Source organism: Bacillus sp. D7-8 (genome assembly GCF_052055895.1).
In the GTDB taxonomy this organism is placed as follows: domain Bacteria; phylum Bacillota; class Bacilli; order Bacillales; family Bacillaceae; genus Bacillus; species Bacillus velezensis.
Window position 1 is genome coordinate 3,491,474 of the sequence record NZ_CP179922.1, and the last position, 27,000, is coordinate 3,518,473.

The 27,000-nt window shown below is 46.4% G+C and carries 33 protein-coding genes; 3 read left to right on the plus strand and 30 right to left on the minus strand.

Annotated features, from left to right (window positions below):
- Window positions 1-107: 107 nt before the first annotated feature.
- Both ACKTRM_RS17210 and xynA read left to right on the plus strand, forming a co-directional pair.
- Window positions 108-494, plus strand: a complete 387-nt coding sequence (locus ACKTRM_RS17210; protein WP_012118649.1) for a DUF5362 family protein — start codon at window positions 108-110, stop codon at window positions 492-494.
- A 473-nt stretch (window positions 495-967) separates the two neighbouring features.
- Window positions 968-1,609 (plus strand): endo-1,4-beta-xylanase XynA, encoded by a 642-nt coding sequence (gene xynA, locus ACKTRM_RS17215; RefSeq protein WP_012118650.1) that lies wholly within the window; start codon window positions 968-970, stop codon window positions 1,607-1,609.
- 331 nt (window positions 1,610-1,940) lie between these two features.
- Here the strand turns inward: xynA and ACKTRM_RS17220 are convergent, their stop codons facing one another.
- From ACKTRM_RS17220 to ACKTRM_RS17295, 16 genes are all read right to left on the minus strand, one after another.
- Window positions 1,941-2,345 carry an Rrf2 family transcriptional regulator gene (locus ACKTRM_RS17220; RefSeq protein WP_007614341.1) on the minus strand — a complete coding sequence of 135 codons (405 nt, stop codon included), beginning with the start codon at window positions 2,343-2,345 and terminating at the stop codon, window positions 1,941-1,943.
- Between the two features lie 140 nt (window positions 2,346-2,485).
- Window positions 2,486-4,195 (minus strand): urease subunit alpha, encoded by a 1,710-nt coding sequence (gene ureC, locus ACKTRM_RS17225; protein WP_012118651.1) that lies wholly within the window; start codon window positions 4,193-4,195, stop codon window positions 2,486-2,488.
- On the minus strand, window positions 4,192-4,566 hold the full coding sequence (gene ureB / locus ACKTRM_RS17230; RefSeq protein ID WP_012118652.1) for an urease subunit beta: 375 nt from the start codon (window positions 4,564-4,566) through the stop codon (window positions 4,192-4,194). Before ureB ends, ureC begins: the two co-directional genes overlap by 4 nt.
- Window positions 4,563-4,880 (minus strand): urease subunit gamma, encoded by a 318-nt coding sequence (ureA, locus tag ACKTRM_RS17235; RefSeq protein ID WP_007407581.1) that lies wholly within the window; start codon window positions 4,878-4,880, stop codon window positions 4,563-4,565. Before ureA ends, ureB begins: the two co-directional genes overlap by 4 nt.
- 353 nt (window positions 4,881-5,233) lie before the next feature.
- Window positions 5,234-5,422: a CsbD family protein gene (locus ACKTRM_RS17240; protein WP_012118653.1), complete on the minus strand. Its 189-nt coding sequence runs from the start codon at window positions 5,420-5,422 to the stop codon at window positions 5,234-5,236.
- Between the two features lie 74 nt (window positions 5,423-5,496).
- Window positions 5,497-5,976, minus strand: coding sequence for a hypothetical protein (locus tag ACKTRM_RS17245; RefSeq protein WP_012118654.1), 480 nt, complete (start codon window positions 5,974-5,976; stop codon window positions 5,497-5,499).
- A gap of 121 nt (window positions 5,977-6,097) precedes the next feature.
- A complete protein-coding gene (locus tag ACKTRM_RS17250; protein ID WP_007407584.1) occupies window positions 6,098-7,228 on the minus strand; it encodes a tetratricopeptide repeat protein in 1,131 nt (376 codons plus the stop codon).
- 190 nt (window positions 7,229-7,418) lie between these two features.
- Complete coding sequence (gene moaA, locus ACKTRM_RS17255) at window positions 7,419-8,444, minus strand: GTP 3',8-cyclase MoaA (protein ID WP_012118655.1); 1,026 nt, start codon at window positions 8,442-8,444, stop codon at window positions 7,419-7,421.
- 17 nt (window positions 8,445-8,461) lie between these two features.
- Window positions 8,462-9,250 carry a formate dehydrogenase accessory sulfurtransferase FdhD gene (gene fdhD / locus ACKTRM_RS17260; protein ID WP_012118656.1) on the minus strand — a complete coding sequence of 263 codons (789 nt, stop codon included), beginning with the start codon at window positions 9,248-9,250 and terminating at the stop codon, window positions 8,462-8,464.
- A gap of 94 nt (window positions 9,251-9,344) precedes the next feature.
- Window positions 9,345-9,509, minus strand: coding sequence for a hypothetical protein (locus tag ACKTRM_RS17265; protein ID WP_007407587.1), 165 nt, complete (start codon window positions 9,507-9,509; stop codon window positions 9,345-9,347).
- A gap of 85 nt (window positions 9,510-9,594) precedes the next feature.
- The gene (locus ACKTRM_RS17270; protein WP_012118657.1) at window positions 9,595-10,275 is read right to left on the minus strand and encodes a VWA domain-containing protein; all 681 of its coding nucleotides are present in this window, start codon (window positions 10,273-10,275) and stop codon (window positions 9,595-9,597) included.
- 309 nt (window positions 10,276-10,584) lie between these two features.
- A complete protein-coding gene (locus ACKTRM_RS17275) occupies window positions 10,585-11,271 on the minus strand; it encodes a VWA domain-containing protein (RefSeq protein ID WP_007407590.1) in 687 nt (228 codons plus the stop codon).
- A gap of 264 nt (window positions 11,272-11,535) precedes the next feature.
- Window positions 11,536-12,567 (minus strand): stage II sporulation protein D, encoded by a 1,032-nt coding sequence (gene spoIID, locus ACKTRM_RS17280; RefSeq protein WP_012118658.1) that lies wholly within the window; start codon window positions 12,565-12,567, stop codon window positions 11,536-11,538.
- A gap of 199 nt (window positions 12,568-12,766) precedes the next feature.
- Window positions 12,767-14,077 (minus strand): UDP-N-acetylglucosamine 1-carboxyvinyltransferase, encoded by a 1,311-nt coding sequence (gene murA / locus ACKTRM_RS17285; protein WP_007614362.1) that lies wholly within the window; start codon window positions 14,075-14,077, stop codon window positions 12,767-12,769.
- 33 nt (window positions 14,078-14,110) lie between these two features.
- On the minus strand, window positions 14,111-14,851 hold the full coding sequence (locus ACKTRM_RS17290; RefSeq protein ID WP_012118659.1) for a YwmB family TATA-box binding protein: 741 nt from the start codon (window positions 14,849-14,851) through the stop codon (window positions 14,111-14,113).
- A gap of 141 nt (window positions 14,852-14,992) precedes the next feature.
- Window positions 14,993-15,223: a DUF1146 family protein gene (locus ACKTRM_RS17295; RefSeq protein ID WP_007614366.1), complete on the minus strand. Its 231-nt coding sequence runs from the start codon at window positions 15,221-15,223 to the stop codon at window positions 14,993-14,995.
- 172 nt (window positions 15,224-15,395) lie between these two features.
- On the opposite strand from ACKTRM_RS17295, the gene ACKTRM_RS17300 reads away from it, so the two are divergent.
- Window positions 15,396-15,866 carry a hypothetical protein gene (locus ACKTRM_RS17300; protein WP_007407595.1) on the plus strand — a complete coding sequence of 157 codons (471 nt, stop codon included), beginning with the start codon at window positions 15,396-15,398 and terminating at the stop codon, window positions 15,864-15,866.
- Between the two features lie 44 nt (window positions 15,867-15,910).
- On the opposite strand, the gene ACKTRM_RS17305 is transcribed toward ACKTRM_RS17300, so the two are convergent.
- From ACKTRM_RS17305 to ACKTRM_RS17370, 14 genes are all read right to left on the minus strand, one after another.
- On the minus strand, window positions 15,911-16,309 hold the full coding sequence (locus ACKTRM_RS17305; protein WP_003151176.1) for a F0F1 ATP synthase subunit epsilon: 399 nt from the start codon (window positions 16,307-16,309) through the stop codon (window positions 15,911-15,913).
- Between the two features lie 23 nt (window positions 16,310-16,332).
- Window positions 16,333-17,754, minus strand: coding sequence for a F0F1 ATP synthase subunit beta (gene atpD / locus ACKTRM_RS17310; protein ID WP_003151173.1), 1,422 nt, complete (start codon window positions 17,752-17,754; stop codon window positions 16,333-16,335).
- Window positions 17,755-17,779: 25 nt separating this feature from the next.
- Window positions 17,780-18,643, minus strand: a complete 864-nt coding sequence (gene atpG, locus ACKTRM_RS17315; protein ID WP_003151172.1) for an ATP synthase F1 subunit gamma — start codon at window positions 18,641-18,643, stop codon at window positions 17,780-17,782.
- Window positions 18,644-18,718: 75 nt separating this feature from the next.
- Window positions 18,719-20,227, minus strand: coding sequence for a F0F1 ATP synthase subunit alpha (gene atpA, locus ACKTRM_RS17320; RefSeq protein ID WP_003151170.1), 1,509 nt, complete (start codon window positions 20,225-20,227; stop codon window positions 18,719-18,721).
- A 16-nt stretch (window positions 20,228-20,243) separates the two neighbouring features.
- Entirely contained in the window at window positions 20,244-20,789 is a 546-nt protein-coding gene (locus ACKTRM_RS17325; RefSeq protein ID WP_003151169.1) for a F0F1 ATP synthase subunit delta, read from the minus strand.
- Entirely contained in the window at window positions 20,786-21,298 is a 513-nt protein-coding gene (gene atpF / locus ACKTRM_RS17330) for a F0F1 ATP synthase subunit B (RefSeq protein ID WP_003151168.1), read from the minus strand. The genes ACKTRM_RS17325 and atpF overlap by 4 nt, the downstream gene beginning before the upstream one ends.
- A gap of 142 nt (window positions 21,299-21,440) precedes the next feature.
- Complete coding sequence (gene atpE / locus ACKTRM_RS17335; protein ID WP_003151167.1) at window positions 21,441-21,653, minus strand: F0F1 ATP synthase subunit C; 213 nt, start codon at window positions 21,651-21,653, stop codon at window positions 21,441-21,443.
- Between the two features lie 45 nt (window positions 21,654-21,698).
- Window positions 21,699-22,433: a F0F1 ATP synthase subunit A gene (gene atpB / locus ACKTRM_RS17340; RefSeq protein ID WP_003151158.1), complete on the minus strand. Its 735-nt coding sequence runs from the start codon at window positions 22,431-22,433 to the stop codon at window positions 21,699-21,701.
- Window positions 22,434-22,440: 7 nt separating this feature from the next.
- Entirely contained in the window at window positions 22,441-22,824 is a 384-nt protein-coding gene (atpI, locus tag ACKTRM_RS17345) for an ATP synthase subunit I (protein WP_003151155.1), read from the minus strand.
- Between the two features lie 418 nt (window positions 22,825-23,242).
- A complete protein-coding gene (gene upp / locus ACKTRM_RS17350; protein ID WP_003151154.1) occupies window positions 23,243-23,872 on the minus strand; it encodes a uracil phosphoribosyltransferase in 630 nt (209 codons plus the stop codon).
- Window positions 23,873-24,006: 134 nt separating this feature from the next.
- Window positions 24,007-25,254 carry a serine hydroxymethyltransferase gene (glyA, locus tag ACKTRM_RS17355; protein ID WP_012118660.1) on the minus strand — a complete coding sequence of 416 codons (1,248 nt, stop codon included), beginning with the start codon at window positions 25,252-25,254 and terminating at the stop codon, window positions 24,007-24,009.
- 147 nt (window positions 25,255-25,401) lie between these two features.
- Entirely contained in the window at window positions 25,402-25,944 is a 543-nt protein-coding gene (locus ACKTRM_RS17360; RefSeq protein ID WP_007407598.1) for a TIGR01440 family protein, read from the minus strand.
- Between the two features lie 13 nt (window positions 25,945-25,957).
- On the minus strand, window positions 25,958-26,407 hold the full coding sequence (gene rpiB, locus ACKTRM_RS17365; protein WP_003151149.1) for a ribose 5-phosphate isomerase B: 450 nt from the start codon (window positions 26,405-26,407) through the stop codon (window positions 25,958-25,960).
- A 133-nt stretch (window positions 26,408-26,540) separates the two neighbouring features.
- Window positions 26,541-26,996 carry a low molecular weight protein arginine phosphatase gene (locus tag ACKTRM_RS17370; RefSeq protein WP_007407600.1) on the minus strand — a complete coding sequence of 152 codons (456 nt, stop codon included), beginning with the start codon at window positions 26,994-26,996 and terminating at the stop codon, window positions 26,541-26,543.
- Window positions 26,997-27,000: the final 4 nt, after the last annotated feature.

Below are 27,000 nucleotides of genomic sequence, written 5' to 3' on the forward strand. Positions count from 1 at the left end.
GATATAAAAACGGACACGGCATGAAAAAACACATTTTATATTCAAAAGAATGACCGAATAGTGTATAAATGAAAAGTGAGTATTTTTTTGTAAAGGAGTGCCAAAGTTTGAAACCTGAATCAGTGAATCGTTCGCTTATTTCTATTTCGAAATGGGGAAAAGCGACAGGTATTTTATTTATTATTATGGGTGCGTTTGCGGCGCTGTCGGGCGCGTTTTTCTTTTTAATCGGAGCCATTCCCGGCGTTTTGCAGATCATTGCCGGCATTTTTCTGATGCGCTCGGCAAATGAAGCGGGACAGATGGCGGAGCAGTTCAATGAACTGACAGAGGAACATATGCTGGAGAATTATGCAAAGTTCGTGAAAATGCAGGGGATCTACCTGATTGTGACGATCGGCTTGTCCGTTCTCGGTATTGTTCTCTTCATTGTCCTCATGACGCTCGGCATCGTGGACGGCGTGTTTAATAATATTGATGCCAATACATATTAAAAAGGAAAATCCCGGCGCATCCGCCCGGGATTTTTTTATTCCGCTTCTTCGACAACGGGAAAGTTTTTCTGCTCTGGATTTGCCAATACGGCGATGGCATAATAGCGCAGCTGAGACGCTGTCTGCAAATATTCTTTCGGACATTTCGGCTTCAGCCAGACGTGTCGCCATCACATCAAAAAAACTTTTCCTCAGAGTTTCAACTGAAATCACTCAATTGTTCGACTGTTCCTGATCAGGTTTAGAAGCAAGAATTGTGATTCTGCAAAATAAGGATAAAAGCCATGGCGGAACAAGACCACTTATCATACAGTTTTTTGGGTCTTTGTAATTAAATTACAATTGTTCTTAATATTCACTCATGTATTCATGCTATTATATTGAAAGGAACGATCAAAAGCGTTGGCGTTCGTTAAATATTTACGAGTGCTGCCTCATGTCAAAGTCAGAAAAAATAGTATAGGAGGTAACATATGTTTAAGTTTAAAAAGAAATTCTTAGTTGGATTAACGGCTGCTTTCATGAGTATCAGCATGTTTTCGGCAACCGCCTCTGCAGCTGGCACAGATTACTGGCAAAATTGGACTGATGGGGGCGGAACAGTCAACGCTGTCAATGGATCTGGCGGGAATTACAGTGTTAATTGGTCTAATACCGGAAATTTCGTTGTTGGTAAAGGCTGGACTACAGGCTCGGCATTTAGAACAATAAACTATAATGCCGGAGTCTGGGCGCCGAATGGCAATGGATATTTGACTTTATATGGCTGGACGAGAGCACCTCTCATCGAATATTATGTAGTGGATTCATGGGGTACTTACAGACCTACCGGAACGTATAAAGGTACTGTAAAGAGTGATGGAGGTACATATGACATATATACAACAACACGTTATAACGCACCTTCCATCGATGGCGATAACACTACTTTTACGCAGTACTGGAGTGTTCGCCAGTCGAAGAGACCAACCGGAAGCAACGCTGCAATCACTTTCAGCAATCATGTTAACGCCTGGAAGAGCCATGGAATGAATCTAGGCAGTAATTGGGCTTATCAAGTCTTAGCGACAGAAGGATATAAAAGCAGCGGAAGTTCTAATGTAACAGTGTGGTAACAGCTCATCTTTAATTAGGGGCAGCTAACGGGCTGCTGATCGTTCCTAGAGAAATTTTATAATGATTGTTAAGAGGCGAACGGTTTTGGCATTACCGGAGGCAGGGTATCATTTTTTGTTTAACTTGCTCACAGCTGACACCTTCACATAAGTCTTAAGCAAAATAAAAATATCCCGGTAACCACCTCCTTTAGTTTCGGAGGATTTCTTCATTAAACAGATCGCAATCCCGCATCCAGGCTTGTCTGAATATGGGGTCAAAACCGTGATTTCCTCATTATCCCTTGTAACCATTTTTGTTACACCGCTAGCGGCATGAACCCATCTCTTTTTAACAAAAGAGATGATTCATTACATCATAAAGGGACTTGCTCGCAAGTTCATTCTCCATTGCCCGCTGTACGCTTCCGAACGTCTCATCGAGCGCGCGCTGAATATTTTTGCCGACCGGACAGTCGGGGTTCGGATTGTCGTGAACCGCAAAAAGCTCTTCCCTATTCTGCACCGCCCTGTAAACCTCTAAGAGGGTGATCTCCGACGGATCTTTTTTCAGGCTGGCTCCCGGAACACCCGCCCGGGAAGTCAGAATACCCGCTTTTTTCAGCTGGCTGATCGTTCTCCGCACGACGACGGGATTGGTGTTTACGCTGCCCGCAATCATGTCCGATGACGCCCGTTCATCCGTTGAGATCAGCGATAGAATGTGAATGGCCACAGCAAGACGGCTGTTAATCATGTTTTTCACCACCGTTGTAACCGTAATAGTTACATTTCATTTGTTTGTCAACTACTAATATACACTAAAACGGGCGGCAGGATGAAATCAAGTTGGCAATAGAGGGTAAACAGGCCGGCGGGAAACCGGCCGAAGAGGGATTAAAATAAGAAATAACGCTGTCCGAGCGGAACATAGCTGACGGGCTGGCATGCCAGCTCTTCTCCGTCGGCGAACACCTGATAGGTTTTCGGATCGACTTGTATATTCGGCATCGCGTCATTCAGCTTCATGTCGAGCTTACTCAGCTTACGGATATTCCGTACGGGAGAAATCATTTTTTCAAGGCCGAGCTTTTCCGGCACACCGTTTGCGATACCGGCCTGGGACATAAATGTAATAGAGGTATTTCGGTTTGCTTTACCGTATGATGCGTACATCTGCCGCATAAACACGGGCTCAGGCGTCGGAATGGAAGCATTCGGATCTCCCATCTGGGCGCGGGCGATCATGCCGCCTTTGAGCACAAGTTCAGGTTTGACGCCGAAGAAAACCGGGTCCCATAGTACAAGGTCGGCGAGCTTTCCTTTTTCAACGGAACCGACTTCATGGCTCAGGCCGTGAGTGACGGCCGGGTTGATCGTGTATTTGGCGATATAGCGTTTGGCGCGCACATTGTCATTGCCGTTTTCTCCTGATAGAGCGCCGCGCTGTTTTTTCATTTTATCGGCCACCTGCCATGTCCGGATAATCACTTCCCCCACCCTGCCCATCGCCTGCGAGTCAGATGACGTCATGCTGATCGCGCCGATATCGTGCAGAATATCCTCCGCCGCAATGGTGGCCGCTCTGATGCGTGAATGACTGAACGCCACGTCTTCAGGCACTTTTGAATCTAAATGATGGCAGACCATCATCATATCAAGATGCTCGTCCATCGTGTTGACGGTATACGGGATCGTCGGCGTCGTAGAGGACGGCAGGATATTGGCGTAAGATGCGAGTTTCATAATATCCGGTGCGTGGCCTCCGCCGGCTCCCTCTATGTGATATGTATGAATAACCCGGTCGCCGATCGCATCAAGCGTATTTTCTAAAAAGCCCGCTTCATTTATCGTGTCTGTGTGGATCGCCACCTGAATGTCCGCCTCATCCGCTGCTTCCATGCAAGCTTTAATGGCGCTTGGCGTTGATCCCCAATCTTCATGCAGCTTCAGGCCGATCGCGCCTGCTTCCACCTGCTCGATCAGCGGCGCTTTATCGGATGCATTCCCTTTTCCTAAGAAACCGACGTTGATCGGAAACTCCTCGGCCGCTTCCAGCATTCTCGACATGTACCATGCACCGGATGTACAAGTCGTCGCTTTACTTCCCGTCGCAGGACCCGTTCCGCCGCCGAGAAGCGTGGTCACGCCTGAAGAAAGCGCGACTTCCATCTGCTGCGGGCAGATAAAGTGGATATGCGTATCCACCCCGCCGGCCGTTACGATTTTCCCTTCGCCGGAAATGACTTCTGTTCCGGCACCGATAATCATGTACGGGTCCACCCCATCCATGATATCAGGATTGCCGCTTTTTCCGACGCCGACAATCCGGCCGTCCTTCACCCCGATATCCGCCTTGACGATTCCGGTATAATCCAGGATAACGGCGTTTGTAATGACCAGATCAAGCGCTCCGTCTTTCCCGGTGATACGCCCGTTCTGCCCCATGCCGTCCCGGATTGTTTTCCCTCCGCCGAAAATCATTTCTTCACCGTAATTCGTGAAATCTTTTTCGACTTCAATCCATAAATCCGTATCTCCGAGTCTGACTTTGTCTCCCGTTGTCGGTCCGAACAGTTCTGCGTATTGCTCACGTGACATTTTCATCGGATCGCCTCCTCCATCCATCCGGCTTTTTTAAGATTTGACAGAGTCTTCTCTTTTCCCCGCTCATCCATATACGTATCGGCCATGCCGTTGAGACCTCTGACCGTTTTTCGCCCTCCGATTTCCACGAGCGTGACGGTTTTCTCTTCTCCCGGTTCAAAACGGACAGATGTGCCTGACGGGATATCAAGGCGCATGCCGATTGCTTTGTCCCGATTGAAGGAAAGGGCGCCGTTGGCTTCGGCAAAATGAAAATGCGATCCTACCTGCACTGACCGTGTTCCGTTATTGGTGACTGACACCTCCAGCGTCTTCCGGCCTTCGTTAATGGTGATGATCCCCTTTGCGACTTGAATCGCTCCCGGCTTCATGACTTCACCTCCGCTTTGATCGGCTGATGAACGGTGACAAGCTTAACCCCGTCCGGGAACGTCGCTTCCACCTGAATGCTGTCCAGCATTTCCGGAACGCCTTCCATAACATCTTTTTCCGTCAATACATTGCGGCCGGATTCCATCAGCTCAGCAACGCTTTTTCCGTCTCTCGCGCCTTCCATCAGATAGCAGGTCAAATATGCGGCGGCTTCGGGATAATTCAGCAGAACGCCGCGCGCCTTCCGCTGCTTAGCGAGCTCTCCCGCCGTAAAAATAAGCAATTTTTCTTGTTCAACCGGTGTCAGTTTCATCTGTATTCCCCCTTAGTGATAGTCAAACACAATCCGCATGGTCATACCGAAACGATGCAGGCGGCCGTCACCCCCTTCACCTCATGAAATGTTAAGTGATAAAAGTTATTCGACGGTGAACGACCCGATTCCTTTTGCAGAAATTACCGATTTCTCATTTTTTTCTTCAACAAACGTTTAATCAAATGTGAAGAAAGGTTACATTCTATGTGAATATTATAAAGAAATCGCCGGGGAATTTATAGAATATTTAAAAATTTAGTGAATATTAACCAAATGAACTGGAATTTTTGTCATTTCTCATAACAAAAAGCCCAAAATATTTTGGGCTTTTGCTGTGTTTCACTATCAAATTAATCATCACTGAGTTTATCTTTCGTTTTGCCGACACCCTTTTGCAGGCTGCCTTTCGCTTTGTCTTTTTTACCTTCCGCTTTTAAGTCGGACTTGTTTGCCATGTCGCCTGCTTTGTCCTTTGCTTCCCCTTTCATTTTGTTCATGCCGCCTTTTACTTTGTCTTTTAAACCGTTATCTTGACTCATGATCTCTTCAGCTCCTTTTTTGTTCTGTGTACTTGTTTTCTTCCCTTTCAGCCTGATAGCAAACATTTCAACTCTCAATTATTGATTTCACAGCGTTCCCCGTAGCGGAGCACTTTGTAAACAGCCAATCCGTCTGACAGCTTATTATCCCCGTATTGCACCGGCAGAAGGGCAAAGAAAACATAATAAGTTGAAAAATAGACAAATTGGTAAAAAAATAAGTTTGGCTCGAGGACATCTTTTATGATCAGCAGATTTATTAAAAAGATAGAAGCGAGATTAAACAGACAGCCTCCGGAATAGACGAGCGCGCTCGTCAGACGGTTATCTATCCGCAATTCGCCGAACTTGCAGAAAGAATCTATGAAGTAGATACGCCGAACCTGAATCGGCCCTACTTTTAAAAGACGTTTCCCCATTCCGATATCCAATGATGCCTTGCCTCCGAACAGCATGGCCATAAAGCTGTGTCCCGCCACATGGATGACAGACACCATCGGCAGAATGATGAGAAATGATACAAAAAACTTTATCATATCATTGAATCCGAACAACAAATCCCTCCTTCCCATCGTACTTTTTTCTCTCTTTTGCGATTTTTCCGTTTTTTTCTATGGTCAAACGTTATGATGTGCATAAAAAAATAACCATCTGCTGATCAGATGGTTAAGAAAATTATATATCGTATAAACACTGTTCTTTTTGAATGTTTTCTCTCATGCGAATCGCTTTTTCATAAAAATACGCCGCTTCTTTATATTGCTCATGTGCGCTTGTGTAAACGGCGGCCTCCAAGGCGAAATCTTCAATATACACATACAGCGATTTTTCATTCATATAGTCAAACACTTCATGGATTAAATCCATATTGAGTGACTCCAAATAAAGCGCTTGTAAAAACTTATACTTCTCTAAACTGAATCGATCGCCCCGTTCTTTCGCGATCATGACCCCTCTTTCATAATAGGTAAGGGCCGCTTGGTCATCATGAAGCCTGAAAAGGGTGTGCGTTAAGCTGAACAGCGCCTTCGGAAGCTGTTCAAGCTGATGCTCTTCAAAAACGGGAACCGCTTTTCTAAAGTACCGGGCCGCTTCATCCAGATCGCGCTTTTCAGAATAACAATTCCCCAGATTGTAAAGCGAAGACCCGATCAGGCGGGGCTGTCCTTCAAGCAAAGAAAGGCGGAGGGCTTCGTCTAAATGCTCAAGCGCTTTGTCGTAGTTTTTGCAGTCGATGTAGTTTCCTGAGATGACGAAATGGCATTGAATTCTCCGCACTCTGTAGAAATCGTGTTTCATATACGTATCCAGCGCCTGAATCCCGTGATTCATGGAAAAATGAGTCTGCTTCATGACATAAAACACTTCAGACATCTTGAAATGGAATTCCGCCCTCTCTATATCATCCTCGACAAATGAAAGGAGTTTTTCCGCTTTCCGGTAAAAAGAAATAGCCGCAACATAGTTATTGTGATCGAATTCATACATCCCTCTGAACAAATGGAAATAATACTCAGACAGTCCCGATATGCTGTCCGTGCTTTCGATCGTCTTTTGCAGCTCGCTGTACTGAATCTGTGATTGTTCGGTGCATTCCGGCTTGACGTAATCAAGCATAATATGATGGCGGTAGCTGATCAGCTGATAATATAACAGCAGCAGCTGGTCTTCCTCCATACGTTGTATATCCTCATCAATTTCCTCTTTCAGCTTTATGGCATCAGCCGCTTGAAACGCTAAAATGTGCTTGTACCATTTGTTGATCTTGACTCCAACTTGAGATGACGGAATCTCGTATGCGGTCATGCCCCTTTCACAACCTTTTCTAATTTCTATTGGTTATATTTTAACATATTGTATGGCTTTGGAATTGCATAACTTGATTGTCCTGCATCAAAATTCCTATCATATATTTCGGCTGTCACCGGTATTTTTTGAACAGACCGCTCTCATATTGTGAATAAAAAAGCCTGCCCTTGTCCGGGCAAGCTTTTCTTCATCCGCCTATATAAGACATTTCCACTTTCTTTTTCCCATCCGTTTTAGAAAGCGCGCGGTCAATTGAATACTGATCCGTGCGATTTCTCCAGACAGAAGCGATGGATTCCGTCAATTCATCATCGGTCAGACCGCCGCGCACGAGTTTCCGAACATCATAGCCGCTTGACGCAAACAGGCACGTAAACAGCTCGCCTCTCGCCGACAGGCGCGCTCTGTTGCAGGAGGCGCAGAATGCATCCGAGACGGAAGAAATCACGCCAATTTCGCCGGAACCGTCAAGATAGCGGAACCTGGAAGCGACCTCTCCCTTATAATTCGCTTCTATCGGCTCCGTCGGCATGTGCTGGTTGATCAGATCAATAATCTCGGCCTTCGTGATCACGTCTTTTTTATTCCATTGATTCGTATTGCCTACATCCATAAATTCAATAAACCGGAGAATATGACCCTTTTCTTTAAAATAGCGGGCCATCGGAAGGATATCTTTTTCATTGACGCCCTTTTGAACAACCATGTTGATTTTCACACCGAGTCCGGCCGCTTTTGCCGCCTCAATGCCCTCAAGCACCTTGTTCACCGAAACCCCGCGGCCGTTAATGGCCTTAAACCGCTCATCCTCTAAAGAATCGAGGCTGACTGTCACGCGATGCAGCCCCGCCTGCTTCAGTTTTTCCGCATACACGGGAAGAAGAGAGCCGTTTGTCGTCATCGCGATATCTTTAAGTCCGGGGATGCGCGCAAGTTTTTTGATCAATTCAGGCATATCTTTTCTCATGAGCGGCTCTCCGCCCGTCAGCCTGATTTTTTCAACGCCGAAGCGGCCGACAAACAGCTTCGCAAGCCGCTCAAGCTCCTCGAAGGAGAGCAATTCCGTCTTTTGTAAAAATGGATAATCCGGTCCGAATAATTCGGCTGGCATACAGTACGTGCATCTGAAGTTGCAGCGGTCGGTTACAGAGATACGAAGATCCCTGAGCGGCCTTTCCCTTTTGTCTGTCACCCGGCGCGTTTCTGTATTCATAAGCCCAAGACCCCTTTCTATTGTTCAACCCGTTCAGGATGTGTGTATACGTTAAATGATCCGTTTCTGACAAAACCTATCGCGGTTATGTTCAGCTCTTCCGCCATTTGCAGCGCGAGCTCCGTCGGCGCCGATTTTGAAATGACAATCGACACGCCGATTTTTGCGGCTTTTAATAAAACCTCTGAGGAAATCCGGCCGCTGAAGACGATCAGCTTGTCACGGACCGGCATTCCGTTTTTCAAACAGCAGCCGTACAGCTTATCCAGCGCGTTGTGGCGCCCGATGTCCGTCCTCATGAAGAGCAGCTTTTCCGTATCGCACAGCGCCGCATTATGGACGCCGCCCGTTTCCTGGAAGGTGCCGCTCCCGCTTTGCATCTCCTTCATCAGGCGAAGGCACGTCTCAGGAGTTATGGTGATACGGCTGACGGCGGTTTTGGCCGTTTTCACATCCTGCTGAAAGTAAAAATGGCGGCCTTTCCCGCAGCATGAACCGATGACCCTCTTCGTATAGTCTTTTTGCTCAAGCACTCCGGGATTCGTCAGTTCAACATATGCAAACCCGAGACTTTCATCTATAGTAAAGCTTTTGATTTCTTTTTCAAAACGAATGACGCCTTCTGATGCGAGAAATCCGATGACGAGTTCCTCTAAATGGTCAGGCGTGCAGACGAGCGTAACAAATTCCTGTCCGTTCACCATGACGGTCAGCGGATACTCTGAAACCATCCGATCCGCCGTCTTTGTTAATACCCCTTTTTCATAGCGGTATATGTCCCTTACCGCTGTTGTTCTTTTATCCACTGTTTTCCCCTCCGCAGTATCCTTCTCTTTTATTCTTCCACAATCCCTGTATTTTGTCGAATTTGCGGTTTAAAAAAAGAGCCCTCTTAGGACTCTATGTTTCATTGCGATGATGTCTGCTCAGAATGGTGAATAAAATAACTGCGGCGATAATGGCCAATATACTGACGAATATGAAGGCGGCAAGCTTCAGAAAAATTCCCATCAGAACAAAAACGACTGCCGCCAGCACTAATATAATGCCTGCTCCTTTTAACAACAGCGTTCATCTCCTTTTATCCGTATCATTCCCGCGGTTCCGTTTTCTAAACAAAAAAGACGCCGCGCGGGCGTCCTTTTTTAACCTATTCTTTTGCTAAATCCTTTGCAGCGTCTTCCCAAGCCTGTTTGAACTCGTCCGCGCTGTCAGCTGAGACATATGTGCCGCCTCCCGCTTCCGCCGCTTTTTCAAGGCTTTCGCTTCCTTTCATGCCGAAGTTGAAGCCGATGATATTGACGATCGTGTTGACGTTCGCTTTACGGAGCTTTTGAATTTCGGCCTGAGGATTACCGCCGCATGTTTCTTCACCGTCTGTGATCAGATATACGACGTTTTTCCCCGTGGCGCCGGCCCGCTCAAATTCTTCACGCGTATCAGAGAGCGCTTTCGCAATCGGTGTCCAGCCGGTCGGTTTAATCTTGCTGAGTGATTGCTCAAATGGAGTCACGGCGTACGGCTGAAGGCCGTATAACGTTTCTGTCGCATTACATGATACGGCTTTGCCTGAGTTTTTATTATTGCCCTTATGCCCGAATACCCGAAGCATCAGATTCGTGTCTTCAGGAAGAACTTCCGCAAAAGAAGTGACAGACTCTTTCGCGACATCTATTTTACGCTCTCCCCCTGTTTTTTGTATCATGCTTCCGCTTGCGTCAAACAGCACGGCAACGTTTGTTTCTTCGTGCTTTTTCTCAGCTGCAAAAACAGGTGATCCGAGTGAAAGCGTCAAAAGTCCGACAATCCCCGCAGTGAACATTTTTTTCATTTCCTTCATTCCTCTCCGTTTGTTTTTGGCCGATGGGCCCCCGGCTCTTCTCTATGCTAGATGACGAGTATGCAAAAAGATATAGGGCGGGATTCCTTTTGTATAAGCGGCGGTACGCCGTTAAAAATGAACAGAATTATGCGCATCATCCTAAAAAGATTGGATAAATGATGACAGATTTAATGCCTTTTTCGCCCTTTTTGTAATATAAGTCCGGAATCTGATTCTTTTTACAGTTTTCTCTTCATCTTTTCTTGAAATTTTTGTTAAATAAAAATAAAAAAAAGGGCCGATAAACGGCACCTTTTCTTATTCCGCTAATGAACTCGCTGCCATTGTAAAGATGCGGTTCATATCCTTTTGGCTGTGAGCTTCGTAATATTTTCCTCCGCCCGCTTTGGCAATCTCGTGAAGCTGGCCGTTGAAGCCTTCCTTAAAGTCAAAGCCGATCACGTTGACTTTAATATGCTGTTTGCGAAGTTCTTTCGCTGTCTTAACAGGATCTCCTCCGCATGTCTCCTCGCCGTCCGTCAACAGGAAAACGGATTTACTGCCAAGTTTGTGCAAACCGGTAAAGGAAGCCTTCGCATCCTCTAATGCTTTTGCAATCGGTGTCCAGCCCGTAGGCCCGATTCCGTTAAGAGAGTTAAGGAAGCTCTGTCTGTCAAACCTTTGGAATCCGTACACACCGCGAATGGATTCACAAGATTGAACCTTTCCGGAGTTTTTATTATTGCCTTCCGAACCGAAAACCGTCATTCTGACCTGTGATTTAGATTTAATTTGATCCGCAAAACGGACAATTTCTTCTTTTGCCATGTTGTATTTAGAAACACCGTCAATCCGTTTTGCCATACTGCCGCTCGCATCAAGTAAAATGGCGGTATTGTTTTTAAATGAAAGAGTCTTCTCGTTTGCATTCTCGGCAGCAAAAGCAGGAGATGCAGCAGTCAGCATCAATCCGAGCATGAGTATGAGTGAAAATGTTTTTTTCATTGCTTTTTCCCCTTTTCAATAGATTTACGTTCAACGCCGAACAATATTTATCGTAAATGAGATGAAAAGGGAAATAAATAGGACGGCGTTCCTCATTATTTTTGCGTATATTCACATAGAAGCGGCATTTTTATCAGTGATTTACACCCGGCGCTCAGCCTTCAATCGACATTTGTCAGCCTTTAGGCTTTCGTTATATGAGTCTGTTGGTTGCTTTACCGTTTATGGAATAGTTTTCAAAAAAAAAGACGCTCATGAAAGCGTCTATTTTTTCGCCATATATTTGTTTAAAAATGAATCTGCTTCGGAAATGTCTACTCCCTGATAATAATGCTTGACGATGTCCGCCACTGATTTTCCCTGCTCCGCCATGTAATTGGCCCCGTACTGGCTCATGCCGACGCCGTGGCCGAATCCTTTTGTCGTAATGGTGATGCTGCCGCCGTTTCGTTTCCATTCAAAGTCGGCAGAACGGAGTCCGAGTTTTTCCCGGATGTCTCTTCCCTTCAGCTTTTTGCCGTTGATGACGGCCGTTGCCACTTGATGGCCCGGCGTTCTGGCTGTAATCTGTCCCACCGTGTTTTGTCCCGAGAGCTGTACGCCGAGCTTTTGCTGAAACTCCGGCACACTGAAGGTCTGGGTGGCAAGATATTTCGGCGATTGCTTATCCCACGGACTTTTCACGCTTTTTAAATAAGGAATGGCGCTTGTCCAATAGGCTTCCGCATTTTCCGTATACCCGTTGCTCGTAGAGAAGAAAGATGCCTCAATCGGCTTGTTATCGTACGTTAAAATCTTTCCTTGCGTGCCGGCCACCGCGTTTGTGATTTTCTTGAGGTTGTGTGCGTACTTAGAACCCCATTCTTTTTTCAGCTGGCTTTTGCTTTGATAGACTTGGAACATTTGCGTATCATCCACCAGTGATCCTTTCGGCGCCTGGACGGCTGAGTCAGCGACCATCAGTCTGACGATGAATGTCCGGGCGGCCAGCGCCTGGGCTTTTAAGGCCTCCGGTTTAAAGTTTGCGGGCATTTCGGAAGCCACGACACCGATCACGTACTCTTCAAGCGGAATGTTTTCTACAGAATGATTGGATGTCCGATAAACCGGAATGGATACAGGTGATTCTTTCAATGTTTCTGCTCCTTTTGTTTCTCGTGTGGTGTGTGCTGTTTTGTGTCCGGGCTCTCTGTTTACGGCTGCTCCTTTTTCTGCCTGAAACGGAAGGACGAGAATGGTGGGGACTAGAAGAATAAGTATACACAGCCCGGATAGTAGAAATACAATCGGTTTCATATATCAGCTGCCTCCTGCTTGGGATTCGACTCTACTTCATCTTATGGGCAGGGACAAGCTAATATGACTTCCTTTTGGACAGAATCTTTATTCCATTTTTCACGCGAAAAACGTATTCTTTTTTGGAAATCAGAGCATAATAATGATGATAAACCATAAAAAAACAGTATGCCAGATTGACATACTGTTTTTACAGCCATTATGCGTTTAGGTCAGTTACGACTTCTTTACTTTCTTGTTCAGCGGCCGTTTCATCAACGACACGCTCGATGTCAGCGCCGAGAGCCGCAAGTTTTTGATGGAAATTCACATAACCGCGATCCAAGTGCTTCAGTTCCGTGACGCGTGTATGACCTTCAGCCACTAATCCCGCAAGAATCAGCGCCGCGCCCGCACGCAGGTCCGTAGCGGCAACTTCTGCGCCTTGCAGCTGTACAGGACCGTTAATGATCACAGAACGTCCTTCAATTTTAATGTCGCCATTCATCCGGCGGAATTCTTCAGCATGCATAAAACGGTTTTCAAACACAGTTTCAGTAATCATGCTTGTTCCGCTCGCACGGAGAAGCAGCGCCATCATTTGCGACTGCATATCAGTCGGGAATCCTGGGTGAGGCATCGTTTTAATGTCGATCGGCTTCAGCTGGGCAGGACCGATGACACGAAGGCCTTCTCCTTCATCCGTAATTTTGACTCCCATTTCTTCCATCTTCGCAATTAAAGACGTAAGATGCTCAGGAACCGCACCTTTGACTAATACATTTCCTTCCGTGATAGCCGCAGCCACCATGAAAGTACCCGCTTCAATACGGTCAGGAATGATGTTGTGTCTTACGCCGTGAAGCTTCTCGACACCTTCAATTTTAATGGTGCCTGTGCCGGCTCCGCGGATTTTTCCGCCCATCGCATTGATATAGTTCGCTAAGTCAACGATTTCAGGCTCTTTTGCCACGTTTTCAAGCGTTGTTGTTCCTTCAGCTAAAGCAGCTGCCATAATCAAGTTTTCTGTCGCACCCACACTTGGGAAATCTAAATAGATTTTTGCGCCCTGCAGACGGCCCTCCACTTCTGCTTCAATAAAGCCGTTGCCTACTTTGATTTTTGCACCCATTGCTTCAAAGCCTTTTAAATGCTGATCAATCGGTCTTGAGCCGATTGCGCAGCCGCCCGGAAGCGCTACTCTTGAATGACCCGTACGGGCTAACAGAGGGCCCATAACAAGCACTGACGCGCGCATTTTGCGCACATATTCAAAAGGTGCTTCTGTTTCTAAAGCGTAAGAAGCGTTTACGGTAACTTCATTATTCTCAAAATGCACATCTGCTCCTAAATGACGCAACACTTCATTAATTGTATATACATCGGAGAGCGTAGGTACATCACATATTACGCTTTTTTCTTCACTTGCTAATAAAGATGCAGCGATAACTGGTAAAACGGCATTTTTTGCTCCTTCAACTTTCACTGTGCCGTTTAACTTCTGACCGCCGCGGACGATGATTTTTTCCAAGGTATTCCCCTCCGCGTCCCTATATTCTCTATATTAATATTCAGTCGTCACGATTGGTGTGCCAACCGTAACGGTATGTTTTTCGCCCATTCCCGCACTTCTAAGCGCAACTTGCACATTCATCTTATGTTTCGATGTCATGATGTAATCTGTCCACTTATATGTAAATGCAGAAACAGAAACGAAATGAGGCTCAACTACATGTTCAACTGGACTTGCTTCAAATTCTTTCATGAGCTGTTCTGCTTTTTTTTGCAAAACAATACTCATATTATCATTTAAATGACCCTTTAGACAAGTAAAAATAAATACTTTATTTTGAAATATGTCATGTGCCTGCCGTTCAAACTGTTCATATGTATCATTCCAGTTTTCCGGTTGCTCCGGGCTCATTTGCTCATATAATAAATACGAAGTTGGGTTCTGGTTTTTGAGGGTAGTGACGAGCTGCAGTTTAAAAGTTGTGTGATTTTTTTTGTCAGAATACGTGCCGACGGCCTTTACAATTTTATCTTCCCGCGCGGATTCCCAATGATATTGCGGATACTGCGTCTTCAGTTCTTTTACCTTGTCATCAAATTCACTCAGTGACAGGTTCAGATTTTTTTTCGCATGAAGCGTCCATTCATCTACAGTGACCTGTTGCCGCTCCATTCCTTCGGCAATCTGGGCAAGCGGAGACAGCTCACTTGCATGAATGGAATGAAATACCGCTATTAAGGTGCTTAAAAAAACAAAAAACAAGATGATGCGGCCAGCTCTTTTTTTCTTCATATCGATCTCTCCCCCTTACTCCCATTTTTGCCGGAGCCGGGGAAAGCAATACATGGAAAACTTCGTCAAAACTCGCCAAGCGGGTGAAGAAAAATTGGTTTCTCACCCAGCGATTCCCTTCATTTCAACAGACGAAACATCTTAAAATAAGTATGGAAGCTGTTTCGAATAGGTAAGATAATCTAAAAAGAAGTCAGCGACTGCCGTACCGATCGCAATGGTAAGAAGAATGATCAGCAGCCTCGCCTGCACTATTTTTCCTTTTCGGATCAGCGGATCAAAGTTGACGGCCTGAAGCGCCCACCATGTCACCGCAATGCATACCAGGTGAACCAGGATGCTGATTGCGGCCTGCTGCCCCAATACATTCACAAATTCCATCTCCTTTCATTTTTTCCGCCCCTCATATCCTCTCTTATTATATAAGAAGAAGAGAGAAAGATGATCATTTTTACATCAGAATTTTTATCCAAAATTAGGGGCAATCCCCGCTTAAATGTCCGTTCTCCGGCATGATATACTTTTTTGGAAAGGAGATGGGAATATGAATCATTCCTTTTTTCATCCGGAAAAGCAGTATGGAGAAACACTTCCCGTATTTGACCACGAGTGGGAAGCGATAGCATTCTACTATGATTATAGACAGTCTCAAACAGAGGAACTGAAAGAATTATGTCAGTTTTTCAACATTTCTCTTGATTATTCACGCGGCAGCCTGCTGGAAGTGGAAGCTCTTTACTTCCGCAGCATACAAGAGCTGCTTTTGGCGGATTGGAACCTGCCGATTGACGAATTTGAGAAAATGCTCAGTGTGTATGTCATCGATTGCGCCATCAGACACCATGACGATGCCGAATGGGTCGTCAAACCTTATCCGTATACGGACGGCGCCTATACGACGGGTGTGCGGAGAGGAAACAAAACGTGGCACACCGACAACTGCTGCGAACATTTATATCTGCAAAAAGAAGAGGATCATCCGCTTATCGGCGTCTATGAATCTCTTATGCGTTAATATAGAAAAAGAATCCTTCTCAGACAGCCGAGAAGGATTCTTTTTTAGTTTCCTGCAACATCCAATCTGTTTACAGCCCGCTGTAGCGCAAGCTCAGCCCGACGAATGTCAGTATCATCTGATCGTTTGTTCAAACGGTCTTCCGCCCGCTTTTTCGCAGCAAGGGCGCGCTCTTTATCAATGCTTTCCGCTGTTTCAGCGGCTTGTGCAAGGATAGTGACCTGATCAGGACGGACTTCTAAAAATCCGCCGCTGACAGCCGCCAATTCGGTCTGTCCGTCTTTTTTAAGGCGGACAGCGCCGATTTTAAGCGGAGCCACGGTCGGAATATGGCCAGGCAAGATACCGAGATCACCGCTCTCGGCTCTTACACTTACCATTTCAATATCAGCATCATATACTGGGCCGTCGGGAGTAACGATATTGACTTTAACGGTCTTCATGCTTTTACCCTCCTAGGACCAGATTAAACTTCTACACCCATCTCTTTTGCATTCTCAATGACTTCTTCAATGCGTCCCACAAGACGGAATGCATCTTCCGGAAGATGGTCATATTTACCGGAAAGGATTTCTTTAAAGCCTCGTACCGTTTCTTTAACAGGCACGTAAGAACCCTTTTGTCCCGTAAACTGCTCAGCTACGTGGAAGTTTTGAGAAAGGAAGAACTGGATACGGCGTGCGCGGTGAACGACAAGCTTGTCTTCTTCACCTAATTCGTCCATACCGAGAATCGCGATAATATCCTGAAGTTCTTTGTAACGCTGAAGCGTTGACTGGACTTCACGCGCCACCGCATAATGCTCTTCTCCGACAATTTCCGGAGCAAGCGCGCGGGAAGTGGAAGCCAGCGGATCAACCGCAGGGTAGATACCCATTTCAGTTAATTTACGCTCAAGGTTAGTCGTCGCATCCAAGTGAGCGAACGTTGTCGCCGGAGCCGGGTCAGTATAGTCATCGGCAGGCACGTAGATCGCCTGGATAGATGTAACTGAACCAACGTTTGTAGACGTAATACGCTCTTGAAGCTGACCCATTTCTGTCGCAAGCGTCGGCTGATAACCAACCGCAGAAGGCATACGGCCGAGAAGCGCGGAAACCTCTGAACCCGCTTGTGTGAAACGGAAAATGTTATCGATAAAGAACAGTACGTCCTGTCCTTGTTTATCACGGAAATGCTCAGCCATTGTAAGCCCCGTCAGTGCTACACGCATACGTGCGCCCGGCGGCTCGTTCATTTGTCCGAAGACCATGGCTGTTTTCTTGATAACGCCTGAATCGCTCATTTCGTAGAAAAGGTCGTTCCCTTCACGAGTACGCTCTCCTACACCGGCGAATACGGAAATACCGCCGTGCTCTTGCGCGATGTTGTTGATTAATTCCTGGATTAATACGGTTTTACCTACGCCGGCGCCGCCGAACAATCCGATTTTACCGCCCTTGATGTAAGGAGCGAGCAGGTCAACAACCTTAATTCCCGTTTCAAGAATTTCAACCTCAGTTGAAAGCTCATCGAATGAAGGAGCTGATCTGTGGATCGGGTCCTTTTGAGCATCCGCAGGCAGCGGTTCATTTAAATCAATTTTATCTCCCAGTACGTTAAATACGCGTCCGAGAGTCACATCACCGACAGGAACGGAAATCGGCGCACCTGTATCAACAGCTTCCATTCCGCGCTGAATTCCGTCCGTAGATGCCATGGCAATTGTACGGACTGTATCATCGCCTAAATGAAGAGCAACCTCTAGCGTTAGGTCGATGCCTACTTCATTTTCGCCTGTAGCTGGCTGTGAAACTTTAATCGCATTATAAATCGCAGGCAAGTGGCCGTCCTCGAAACGTACGTCGACAACCGGTCCAAGCACCTGACTTACGCGTCCTTTCTTCATCGCTATCCCTCCTGACAAAATCTTTCTATTCTAAAGCGGCTGCACCGCCGACAATTTCGGTAATTTCTTGTGTAATCGCCGCTTGACGCGCGCGGTTATATGAAAGCGAAAGTGAATCAATGAGTTCTTTCGCATTATCAGTCGCATTTTTCATTGCTGTCATTCTCGCAGCGTGTTCACTTGCTTTACTGTCAAGAAGCGCGCCGTAAATTAAGCTTTCCGCATATTGAGGAAGCAGCACTTCGAGCACCTCTTCTTCATCCGGTTCGAACTCGTAAGAAGCTGTACGCTTCCCGCCGCTCGTTCCGAAATCCGTTAAAGGCAGCACTTTTTTCTCCGTCACTTCCTGTGAAATCGCACTGACGAAATGGTTATACACCAAATGCAGTTCATCAAAAGCGCCGTCGATAAACATTTGAACCGTCTGACGGGTCAAATCTTTAATCTGAGCAAAAGTGACCTCGTCGCCAAGCCCCACTAACTCAGACAAAATCGGCATTTCCCGTTTTTTGAAGAAATCGCGGCCGACTCTGCCGATTGCAATCACCGTGTATTCATCTTTAGACTGATGGCGTTCTTGAATGGTGCGGTAAGCGTTTCGCAAAACCGAACTGTTAAACGCACCCGCAAGCCCGCGGTCAGACGTAATGACGAGATACGCCGTCTTTTTCACTTCTCTTGAGACAAGCATCGGGTGTTTCGCGTTTTTCGCGCCTTTTCCGACGTTAAACACAACCTCCTGGATCTTATCCATATACGGAGCAAATGACTTCGCGTTGGTTTCCGCACGGTTCAGCTTCGCAGCGGATACCATCTGCATGGCTTTTGTAATCTGGCTTGTTTTTTTCGTTGACGTGATCCTTGACTTAATATCGCGTAATGAGGCCAAAGATTTCACCACCTTTATTCTTCATTTGCGTAAAAAGAGAGAAAAAGAGAACCTTTTTCTCTCATCTTCTAAGGGTTAGTTGCTTGGTGCAAATGTGCGTTTGAAGCCTTCGATTGCAGCTTTGAAGTCTTCATCAGCAGGAAGGTTTCCTGTTTTCGCAATGCCGTCAAGCAGATCTTTATGGTTTTGATCAAGGTACATGTAGTACTCTTCTTCAAAACGTCTGATATCCGCAACCGGAATATCATCAAGATATCCTTTTGTCAGCGCATAAAGAATGGCTACCTGTTTTTCAACCGGAAGCGGTTTATTCAAGTCTTGCTTCAGCACTTCAACTGTACGCGCACCGCGGTTCAGTTTCGCCTGAGTCGCCTGGTCAAGATCAGATCCGAATTGGGCGAACGCTTCAAGTTCACGGTATGAAGCCAGGTCAAGACGCAATGTTCCCGCTACCTTTTTCATCGCTTTGATTTGGGCTGATCCGCCGACACGGGATACGGATAATCCGGCATTGATCGCAGGACGCACGCCTGAGAAGAATAGGTCGGATTGAAGGAAAATCTGTCCGTCAGTAATGGAAATGACGTTTGTCGGGATATAAGCGGAGATATCTCCTGCTTGTGTTTCGACGAACGGCAGCGCCGTAATTGATCCTGCGCCTTTCGCGTCACTCAGCTTAGCTGCGCGCTCAAGCAGACGGGAGTGAAGATAGAATACATCCCCAGGGAATGCTTCACGGCCCGGCGGACGGCGAAGAAGCAATGACAGCTCACGGTAAGCGGCCGCTTGTTTGGATAAATCATCATATACGACGAGAACGTGCTTGCCGTTGTACATGAATTCTTCACCCATTGTCACCCCTGCATACGGTGCAAGGTACAGAAGCGGAGCCGGCTGTGAAGCGGACGCCGTCACGACAATCGTGTAATCAAGCGCGCCATGCTTACGAAGTGTTTCCACTACGCCGCGCACTGTAGATTCTTTTTGACCGATCGCTACGTACACACAGATCATGTCTTGATCTTTTTGGTTTAAGATTGTATCAATCGCAACAGATGTTTTACCTGTCTGACGGTCACCGATAATCAGCTCACGCTGTCCGCGGCCGATCGGAATTAACGCGTCGATCGCTTTGATACCCGTTTGCAGCGGCTCATGTACCGATTTACGGTCCATTACGCCTGGAGCCTGGCTTTCGATCGGACGTGTTTTGCTTGTCAGAATCGGACCCAGTCCGTCTACCGGCTGTCCGAGCGGGTTGACGATACGTCCGATTAATTCTTCACCTACAGGAACTTCCATGATGCGGCCCGTTCTTTTGACCTCATCACCTTCACGGATATCTCTGTAAGGTCCTAAGATAACGATACCTACGTTGGATTCTTCAAGGTTTTGAGCCATACCCAAAACGCCGTTTGAAAACTCAACAAGTTCACCGGCCATACAATTGTCAAGGCCGTGCACACGCGCAATACCGTCTCCGACTTGGATGACTGTACCTACGTCATGAACTTCAATTTCAGATTGGTAATTTTGAATTTGCTGCTTTATCAGCGTGCTAATCTCTTCAGCTTTGATGCTCACTTAGGTTTCACCCCTTCTATCGATTTCCTCCGGCAAGTTGACGTTCCATGCGCTCAAGCTTTCCGCTTACGCTTCCGTCATAAATCCGGTTTCCAATGCGGACTTTAATGCCGCCTATTAAATCCGTCTGCACTTCATTTCTGATTCTGAGCGAAGCGATTCCGGCTTTTTTTGCAAACACTTGAGACAATGATAACATTTCCGCTTCTGACAGCGGTTTTACTGAATAAACAACCGCGTCCTCTGTCTGACGGGCCTGATTGGCAAGTTTGATAAACTCGTCTGTGAGATCAGGCACAATCGAAGACCGGCGGCGGTCAATCAGAAGAAAAATCGTATGCAGCACAGACTCAGACAGTGCGCCGAACGATTGCTGAATCAGCTCTTTTTTCTTAGCGGCCGATACCTTCGGATGGCTTAACACTTCCTGTAATCCGGCTTCGTTCCGGAACACTTCTTTTAGTACGGTAAGCTCTTCTTCGATTTCATTGATTTGAGAAGTCTCAACGGCAATGTCGAAAAGCGCTGACGCGTATCGTTTAGAGACAGCAGATCCACTCATCGGCTTTCTCCTACCTCTTTAAGATAGTCCTGAATCAGTTGTTCCTGGGCTTGTTCATCAAGCTCTTTTTCAATCACTTTCGATGCGATTAAGACAGAAAGTGATGCGACTTGCTCGCGAAGTGCGGAAACCGCTTGTTCTTTTTCTTTGACAATTTCGGTTCTCGCCGCTTCTTTCAATCTTTCAGACTCGGCGCGTGCAGCCTGGATAATGTCTTCCTTCTGCTTTTCACCCAGTTTTTTCGCATTTTCAATGAGTGATTGTGATTCCTGTTTCGCTTCTTTTAAAAGAACGCGCTGCTCTTCAATCAGCTTCTGCGCTTCTTTATTTCTTTCTTCAGCGGACGTAATTTCGCCGGCGATATGATCTTCACGCTGTTTCATTATATTTAATAGCGGTCCAAGAGCGAATTTCTTGAGAAGCGCTAATAAAACTAACATAGCTAACAATTGGAATAGGATATCTCCGCCGTTAAACGACAGTCCTAATTCAAGAGGTAATTGAGACATCTACTACGGCAACTCCCTTCTGCAGGTTTTCTCTGCTGATAAAAAGCCGTTTCGGGACGGCCTGCTTATCAGACATAAAGCAATGGCGAAGGTTCTCTTAGAGTGATCTTCGCCATTTTTAGTTCATATAAGGCTTTTTTGCTTAGCCAAAGAACGCTAAGAACGCGATAACGACAGCGATAATCGGAAGGGCCTCAACCAATGCGATACCCATGAACATAAGAGTTCTAAGTTCTTTTCCTGCTTCCGGCTGACGGGCGATTCCCTCTACCGTACGTGAAACGATCAGACCGTTACCAATACCTGCACCAAGTGCACCTAAACCGATTGCAATTGCAGCTGCTATTAAATTCATGAAAAAGTTCCTCCTTTAAAATGTTATCCGAATGGATATATGATTTTAATGATCATGACTGATTTTGTGTGACATGTACACCATCGTCAGCATCGTAAAGATAAATGCCTGGATGGTACCGATGAACAAGCTGAATGCCTGCCATGCAAGCATCGGAATAATGGCTCCGACTGTGCCGACCAAACCGAGAAAGAAACTGTTTGAGTAGAAATTCGTCGCCAGATTCGCAAGCAGGCCAAGAAGAATTTCCCCGGCAAAAATGTTACCGTAAAGACGAAGTCCGAGTGTCAGCGTATTCGCAAACTCCTCAATGATCTTCATCGGGAACATAAGCGGAACCGGTCTGAGGTAATCCTTAGAGTATTCCTTCAAACCTTTCATCTTCACGCCGTAATAGTGCGTTAACGACACAACCATAACGGCTAGAGTCAGAGTAATAGCCGGATCGGCCGTCGGTGATTTCCACCAAAGCTCGTGTCCGACCGTTACAGAAAACGGCAGCCCCAGCATATTTGATACAAATATGTACATCAGCAAGGTTACACCAAGCGCCAAGAAGTTAGCCCCTGTTTTTAAATCCATTGTACTGCCTATAATATTGCGGACAAAATCAACAATCCATTCCATGAAGTTCTGGGCTTTTCCCGGACGGATGGACAGCGTTCTCGTAGTGAGAATCGCAATCAGCAGCACAATCACACTTGCCACAGTAATCATCAGAATGTTTGTCAGATTAAAAGTAAGACCAAACAAATCAATAGTTCTGTAATCGTGATTCAATGGGTTTTCACCTCTCTTCCATTGATGAACGTTTGAGCTGAATAATGGAATCTATCATAATGACGGGATAAATTGTCATTAATCCAATAATCACACTTGCCACACTGACTTTATCGGGATATTTAAAGGCGACAGCCATCGCAAGTATCGCATTGCACCAACGCGCTGCGCTCCCGAGTGATCGTATGGACTTTCCTTTCGCCACGGCCTTGTCAAAAGCATTCATTCTTCTGGTCAAGAGCCACAAATTAAACAAACTGAAAACAGTTCCCAAAAAGAGGCCTAAAAAAACAGTTTTATACGCCGTAAGACCATATCCCAGCAAATAGATTGCTAAGATTACAAATACATATCTCCGTTGTCTGCTGAATGTAAGATTGGGATCGTCCATCAACTATCTGTCTCCTGATGAAAATGTAATATAATTCCTGGATACGGCAAAACATGCGGTTAACCCTTGCAGAAGGCCTTTTTTGTCCGCAAAACGGCCTGTTCGAAAAAACCACTCATCCTCCTGATGCCACGGGATGCTGTTTCATTCGCTTAGATAAATCCTCATATAACGGGTTTTTTTGGAGGATTTAAAATGAGGATGGATACTAGAAATGAAAGGAATGAAAACCTTCTCATAATACCCTCGTTTAGCATACAATAGCCCCTAACATGTGTCAATCTGTTTAAAGTTAAAAAACTTTTTATACCGGAAGCATACACAGAATGTTCACAATTTCACCTATAAATGTATGAACTCTGCCCATTCAGCAAATATCTGGATAAAAAAAGAAAACCCCTGAATGAGGTTTTCCGATTTATTTGGTTCCGTACAGTCTGTCACCCGCGTCACCGAGGCCCGGAACGATATAGCCTTTTTCATTCAGTTTTTCATCAAGGGCGGCGATGTAAATATCAACGTCAGAATGGTGTTTCTGCAGCTCTTCCACGCCTTCCGGAGCCGCTACAAGACACATAAAACGAATGTTTCTCGCGCCGCGCTTTTTCAGGCTGTTTATCGCTTCCACCGCAGAACCTCCCGTAGCAAGCATCGGATCCACGACAATAAATTCGCGTTCTTCTACATCAGAAGGAAGCTTGACATAGTATTCCACCGGTTTTAAGGTTTCCGGATCACGGTATAATCCGACATGTCCCACTTTAGCGGCCGGGATTAATTTCAGCATGCCGTCAACCATTCCGAGACCCGCTCTCAGGATCGGCACGATACCGAGTTTCTTCCCTGAAATCACTTTGGATGTCGCTGTTTGAACAGGTGTTTTCACTTCCACTTCTTTAAGAGGAAGATCACGTGTAATTTCAAACGCCATCAGTGATGCGACTTCGTCCACAAGGTCTCTGAAATCCTTTGTGCCTGTATTTTCATTCCGAATATATGTCAGCTTATGCTGGATTAAAGGATGATCAAATACGTAAACCTTTCCCATACTGTGTTCAGCTCCTTTTTTGTTGTCCGAGTGACTTTTTCACACTTCTATTGATTCTACAGAAAAAGACAAACAGTTTCAAGAAAATCATAAAAAAACCCGCCGGATTAAGGTTCCGGCGGGTTTCTTCCTTATTAATAGCCTAGTTCTTTATATAAAGGAAACTTTTCAGTCAAGGCAGATACGCGCTGTCTCGCTTCTTCAAGTTTTGCTTCGTCTTCATGATGTTTCAGCGCGAGGCCGATGATGGCGCCGACTTCTTCAAGCGCGTCACCGTCAAAGCCGCGGCTTGTCACAGCTGCCGTACCGAGACGGATTCCGCTTGTGACGAACGGTTTTTCCGGATCGTAAGGGATCGCGTTTTTATTAGATGTAATGCCGATTTCATCAAGAACGTGTTCAGCGACTTTTCCGGTCAGACCGAGAGAACGGAGGTCGACAAGCACAAGGTGGTTATCCGTTCCGCCCGATACGAGCTGAATGCCCTCTTTGTTCAGAGACTCAGCCAGGCTTTTCGCGTTCGAGATGACGTTTTGCGCATATGTTTTGAAATCATCTTCAAGCACTTCTCCGAAAGAAACGGCTTTGGCCGCGATGACATGCATAAGCGGTCCGCCTTGGATTCCCGGGAAAATGGATTTATCAATCTTTTTGCCGAACTCTTCACGGCAAAGAATCATTCCTCCGCGAGGTCCGCGAAGTGTTTTGTGAGTCGTTGTCGTTACAAAGTCAGCGTAAGGAACCGGATTCGGATGAAGGCCGGCTGCGACAAGACCCGCGATATGCGCCATGTCTACCATGAAGTAAGCGCCGACTTCATCAGCGATTTCGCGGAATTTTTTAAAGTCGATCGTGCGGGGGTACGCGCTCGCTCCGGCAACGATGAGTTTCGGCTTATGCGCCAGCGCTTTTTCACGCACATCTTCATAATCTATATATTGCGTGTCTTTATCGACACCGTATTCTACAAAGTTGTATTGAACACCGCTGAAATTAACCGGGCTTCCGTGTGTTAAGTGGCCGCCGTGGGAGAGGTTCATCCCGAGCACCGTGTCGCCGTGCTCTAAAATCGTGAAGTAAACAGCCATGTTCGCTTGAGCGCCTGAGTGCGGCTGAACGTTTACATGCTCAGCTCCGAAAATCTCTTTCGCGCGGTCGCGGGCGATGTCCTCAACGACATCAACATGCTCACAGCCGCCGTAGTAGCGTTTGCCGGGGTAGCCTTCAGCATATTTGTTTGTTAAAACAGAGCCTTGTGCTTCCATTACCGCTTCCGTCACGAAGTTTTCAGAAGCAATTAATTCGATCTTAGTCTGTTGACGCTTACGCTCATCTTTGATGGCGTTAAACACTTGTTTGTCTTGTACAGGTAAATGTTTCATCAGCGAGATCCTCTCCTATCCGTTTCCTGTTCTTTATTTTTACCACCCTTATTGTACATGGTTTTTCAGGTGAATGTAACAGCTTATTTAAAAAAATCACAAAATTTAATTAGAAAACACGAACATTATACAGGAAAAGCATTTTCATCATTCGCATTCATAAACGGCGCGAATTCCGCCTATCAGCTTCGGCCTTGTCCGGGCCATCGTCACATGTGCTTCTCCAAGCTCACGGCTTGATATCCGGACAGGGACGGCAACGGGTTTCAGATGCATGCCGATGAACGTATCGCCGATGTCAATCCCGGCATCAGCCTGAATCGATTCGGCGAGCACGGGAGAACGCATCTGCCGGTATGCATAAGAGGCCATTGCTCCGCCCGCTTTCGGGACGGGGACGGCTGAAACAATGGGGAGCCTGAACCGCTCGGCCGTTTCCGCTTCAATGACCAGCGCCCTGTTTAAATGCTCGCAGCATTGAAAAGCAAGATGCACACCCGTTTTTTCCTTAAACCGGTTAAGTCCGCCGTATATCAATTCAGCCCAATCCCCGCTTCCGGCGGTGCCGATCCGGCTTCCGGCGGCTTCACTTGTACTGCACCCGATCACCAGCAGGCTGCCGTCCGTCAGTCCTGCCTGCTCTTGAAACTCAGTCAGCATGTCCGTCCATTTTTGCTTCATCTCTTCCATTGTCCAGCACCTCTTACAGATTTTTTTCTTCGTAATCTGCGATTTTGCCGATCCGCCGTTCGTGGCGGCCGCCCGTAAATTCAGTCGTCAGCCAGACTTTTGCGATTTCGCGCGCCAGCCCCGGGCCGATGACGCGTTCGCCCATCGCAAGAACATTCGTGTCATTGTGTTCACGCGTCGCTTTTGCGCTGAAGGTGTCATGGGCAAGCGCACAGCGTATTCCCTTTACCTTATTTGCGGAGATGCTCATGCCGATGCCTGTGCCGCAAATTAAAATTCCCCTGTCAGCTTCGCCGTTCACCACTTTTTCCGCTACCGGAAAAGCGTAGTCTGAATAATCGACAGAGCCGGCGCCGCATTCACAGCCCATATCAATGTATTCAATCTGCAATTCATCCAAAAGACTTTTTATTTCTTCGCGGATATGGACGCCGCCGTGATCTGACGCAATAGCTACTTTCATTCATTTACCTCCTAGGTGTGGCTGGGCGAAGACAGCCCAGTGTGCTTGTCCTTTTTATTACGAAATCCGTTGATTTCATTCTACTCTTTCACATTCGTTTTGCAAATGACCTGTTTGCAGATTTTCTGACAGATTACTTGCTTTTTCCGTCAAGCAATTGATCAGCCAAAAGGGTCAGCAGCTCCTCCAGTTCGTCCCGCGTTTGTTTATAAACATCAAGCGGACCGCCGAACGGGTCAGAGATATCGCCGTTTTCTCCCGTTACGTATTCTTTAATGGTAAAGACTTTGCCCTGACTGTTTTGATATCGGCCTTCAATCAGCTGTTTGTGCTGTTCCGTCATCGCCAGCACCAGATCAGCCGTCTCGATATGTTCTTCCGATAAGGGAGATGAACTGTGATTGAGAGCGATCCGTTTTTCAAACAGCGCTTCCACGGCATGGGCTGACGCTTTTCCGTTCGGAGACGCGAATACGCCGGCCGAGCTTACGCTGACGTCCAGCCCTTTCGTTTCTGCAATGGATTTAAAAAGAGCCTCAGCCATAGGACTGCGGCACGTATTGCCTGTACATACAAAGATTATTTTCATGTCC

Bases quoted from the DNA above. Each gene is read 5' to 3' on its own strand.
- ACKTRM_RS17360 (WP_007407598.1), bottom strand. From the start codon at position 25,944: ATGGAAGAGATGAAGCAAAAATGGACGGACATGCTGACTGAGTTTCAA.
- ureB (WP_012118652.1), bottom strand. From the start codon at position 4,566: ATGAAGCCGGGAGCGATTCAAGTCGCAAAGGGGATCATCACCATTAAC.
- ACKTRM_RS17220 (WP_007614341.1), bottom strand. From the start codon at position 2,345: ATGATTAACAGCCGTCTTGCTGTGGCCATTCACATTCTATCGCTGATC.
- ACKTRM_RS17370 (WP_007407600.1), bottom strand. From the start codon at position 26,996: ATGAAAATAATCTTTGTATGTACAGGCAATACGTGCCGCAGTCCTATG.
- ACKTRM_RS17305 (WP_003151176.1), bottom strand. From the start codon at position 16,309: ATGAAGACCGTTAAAGTCAATATCGTTACTCCCGACGGCCCAGTATAT.
- ACKTRM_RS17250 (WP_007407584.1), bottom strand. From the start codon at position 7,228: ATGACCGCATACGAGATTCCGTCATCTCAAGTTGGAGTCAAGATCAAC.
- xynA (WP_012118650.1), top strand. From the start codon at position 968: ATGTTTAAGTTTAAAAAGAAATTCTTAGTTGGATTAACGGCTGCTTTC.
- glyA (WP_012118660.1), bottom strand. From the start codon at position 25,254: ATGAAACATTTACCTGTACAAGACAAACAAGTGTTTAACGCCATCAAA.
- ACKTRM_RS17275 (WP_007407590.1), bottom strand. From the start codon at position 11,271: ATGAAAAAAACATTTTCACTCATACTCATGCTCGGATTGATGCTGACT.
- atpI (WP_003151155.1), bottom strand. From the start codon at position 22,824: ATGGACGATCCCAATCTTACATTCAGCAGACAACGGAGATATGTATTT.
- ACKTRM_RS17300 (WP_007407595.1), top strand. From the start codon at position 15,396: ATGAATCATTCCTTTTTTCATCCGGAAAAGCAGTATGGAGAAACACTT.
- atpE (WP_003151167.1), bottom strand. From the start codon at position 21,653: ATGAATTTAATAGCAGCTGCAATTGCAATCGGTTTAGGTGCACTTGGT.
- ACKTRM_RS17240 (WP_012118653.1), bottom strand. From the start codon at position 5,422: ATGAGTCAAGATAACGGTTTAAAAGACAAAGTAAAAGGCGGCATGAAC.
- moaA (WP_012118655.1), bottom strand. From the start codon at position 8,444: ATGAATACAGAAACGCGCCGGGTGACAGACAAAAGGGAAAGGCCGCTC.
- upp (WP_003151154.1), bottom strand. From the start codon at position 23,872: ATGGGAAAGGTTTACGTATTTGATCATCCTTTAATCCAGCATAAGCTG.
- ACKTRM_RS17270 (WP_012118657.1), bottom strand. From the start codon at position 10,275: ATGAAAAAAATGTTCACTGCGGGGATTGTCGGACTTTTGACGCTTTCA.
- ureA (WP_007407581.1), bottom strand. From the start codon at position 4,880: ATGAAACTGACACCGGTTGAACAAGAAAAATTGCTTATTTTTACGGCG.
- atpF (WP_003151168.1), bottom strand. From the start codon at position 21,298: ATGTCTCAATTACCTCTTGAATTAGGACTGTCGTTTAACGGCGGAGAT.
- rpiB (WP_003151149.1), bottom strand. From the start codon at position 26,407: ATGAAAGTAGCTATTGCGTCAGATCACGGCGGCGTCCATATCCGCGAA.
- atpD (WP_003151173.1), bottom strand. From the start codon at position 17,754: ATGAAGAAAGGACGCGTAAGTCAGGTGCTTGGACCGGTTGTCGACGTA.
- ureC (WP_012118651.1), bottom strand. From the start codon at position 4,195: ATGAAAATGTCACGTGAGCAATACGCAGAACTGTTCGGACCGACAACG.
- ACKTRM_RS17325 (WP_003151169.1), bottom strand. From the start codon at position 20,789: ATGAGTGGATCTGCTGTCTCTAAACGATACGCGTCAGCGCTTTTCGAC.
- ACKTRM_RS17290 (WP_012118659.1), bottom strand. From the start codon at position 14,851: ATGAAGAAAAAAAGAGCTGGCCGCATCATCTTGTTTTTTGTTTTTTTA.
- spoIID (WP_012118658.1), bottom strand. From the start codon at position 12,567: ATGAAACCGATTGTATTTCTACTATCCGGGCTGTGTATACTTATTCTT.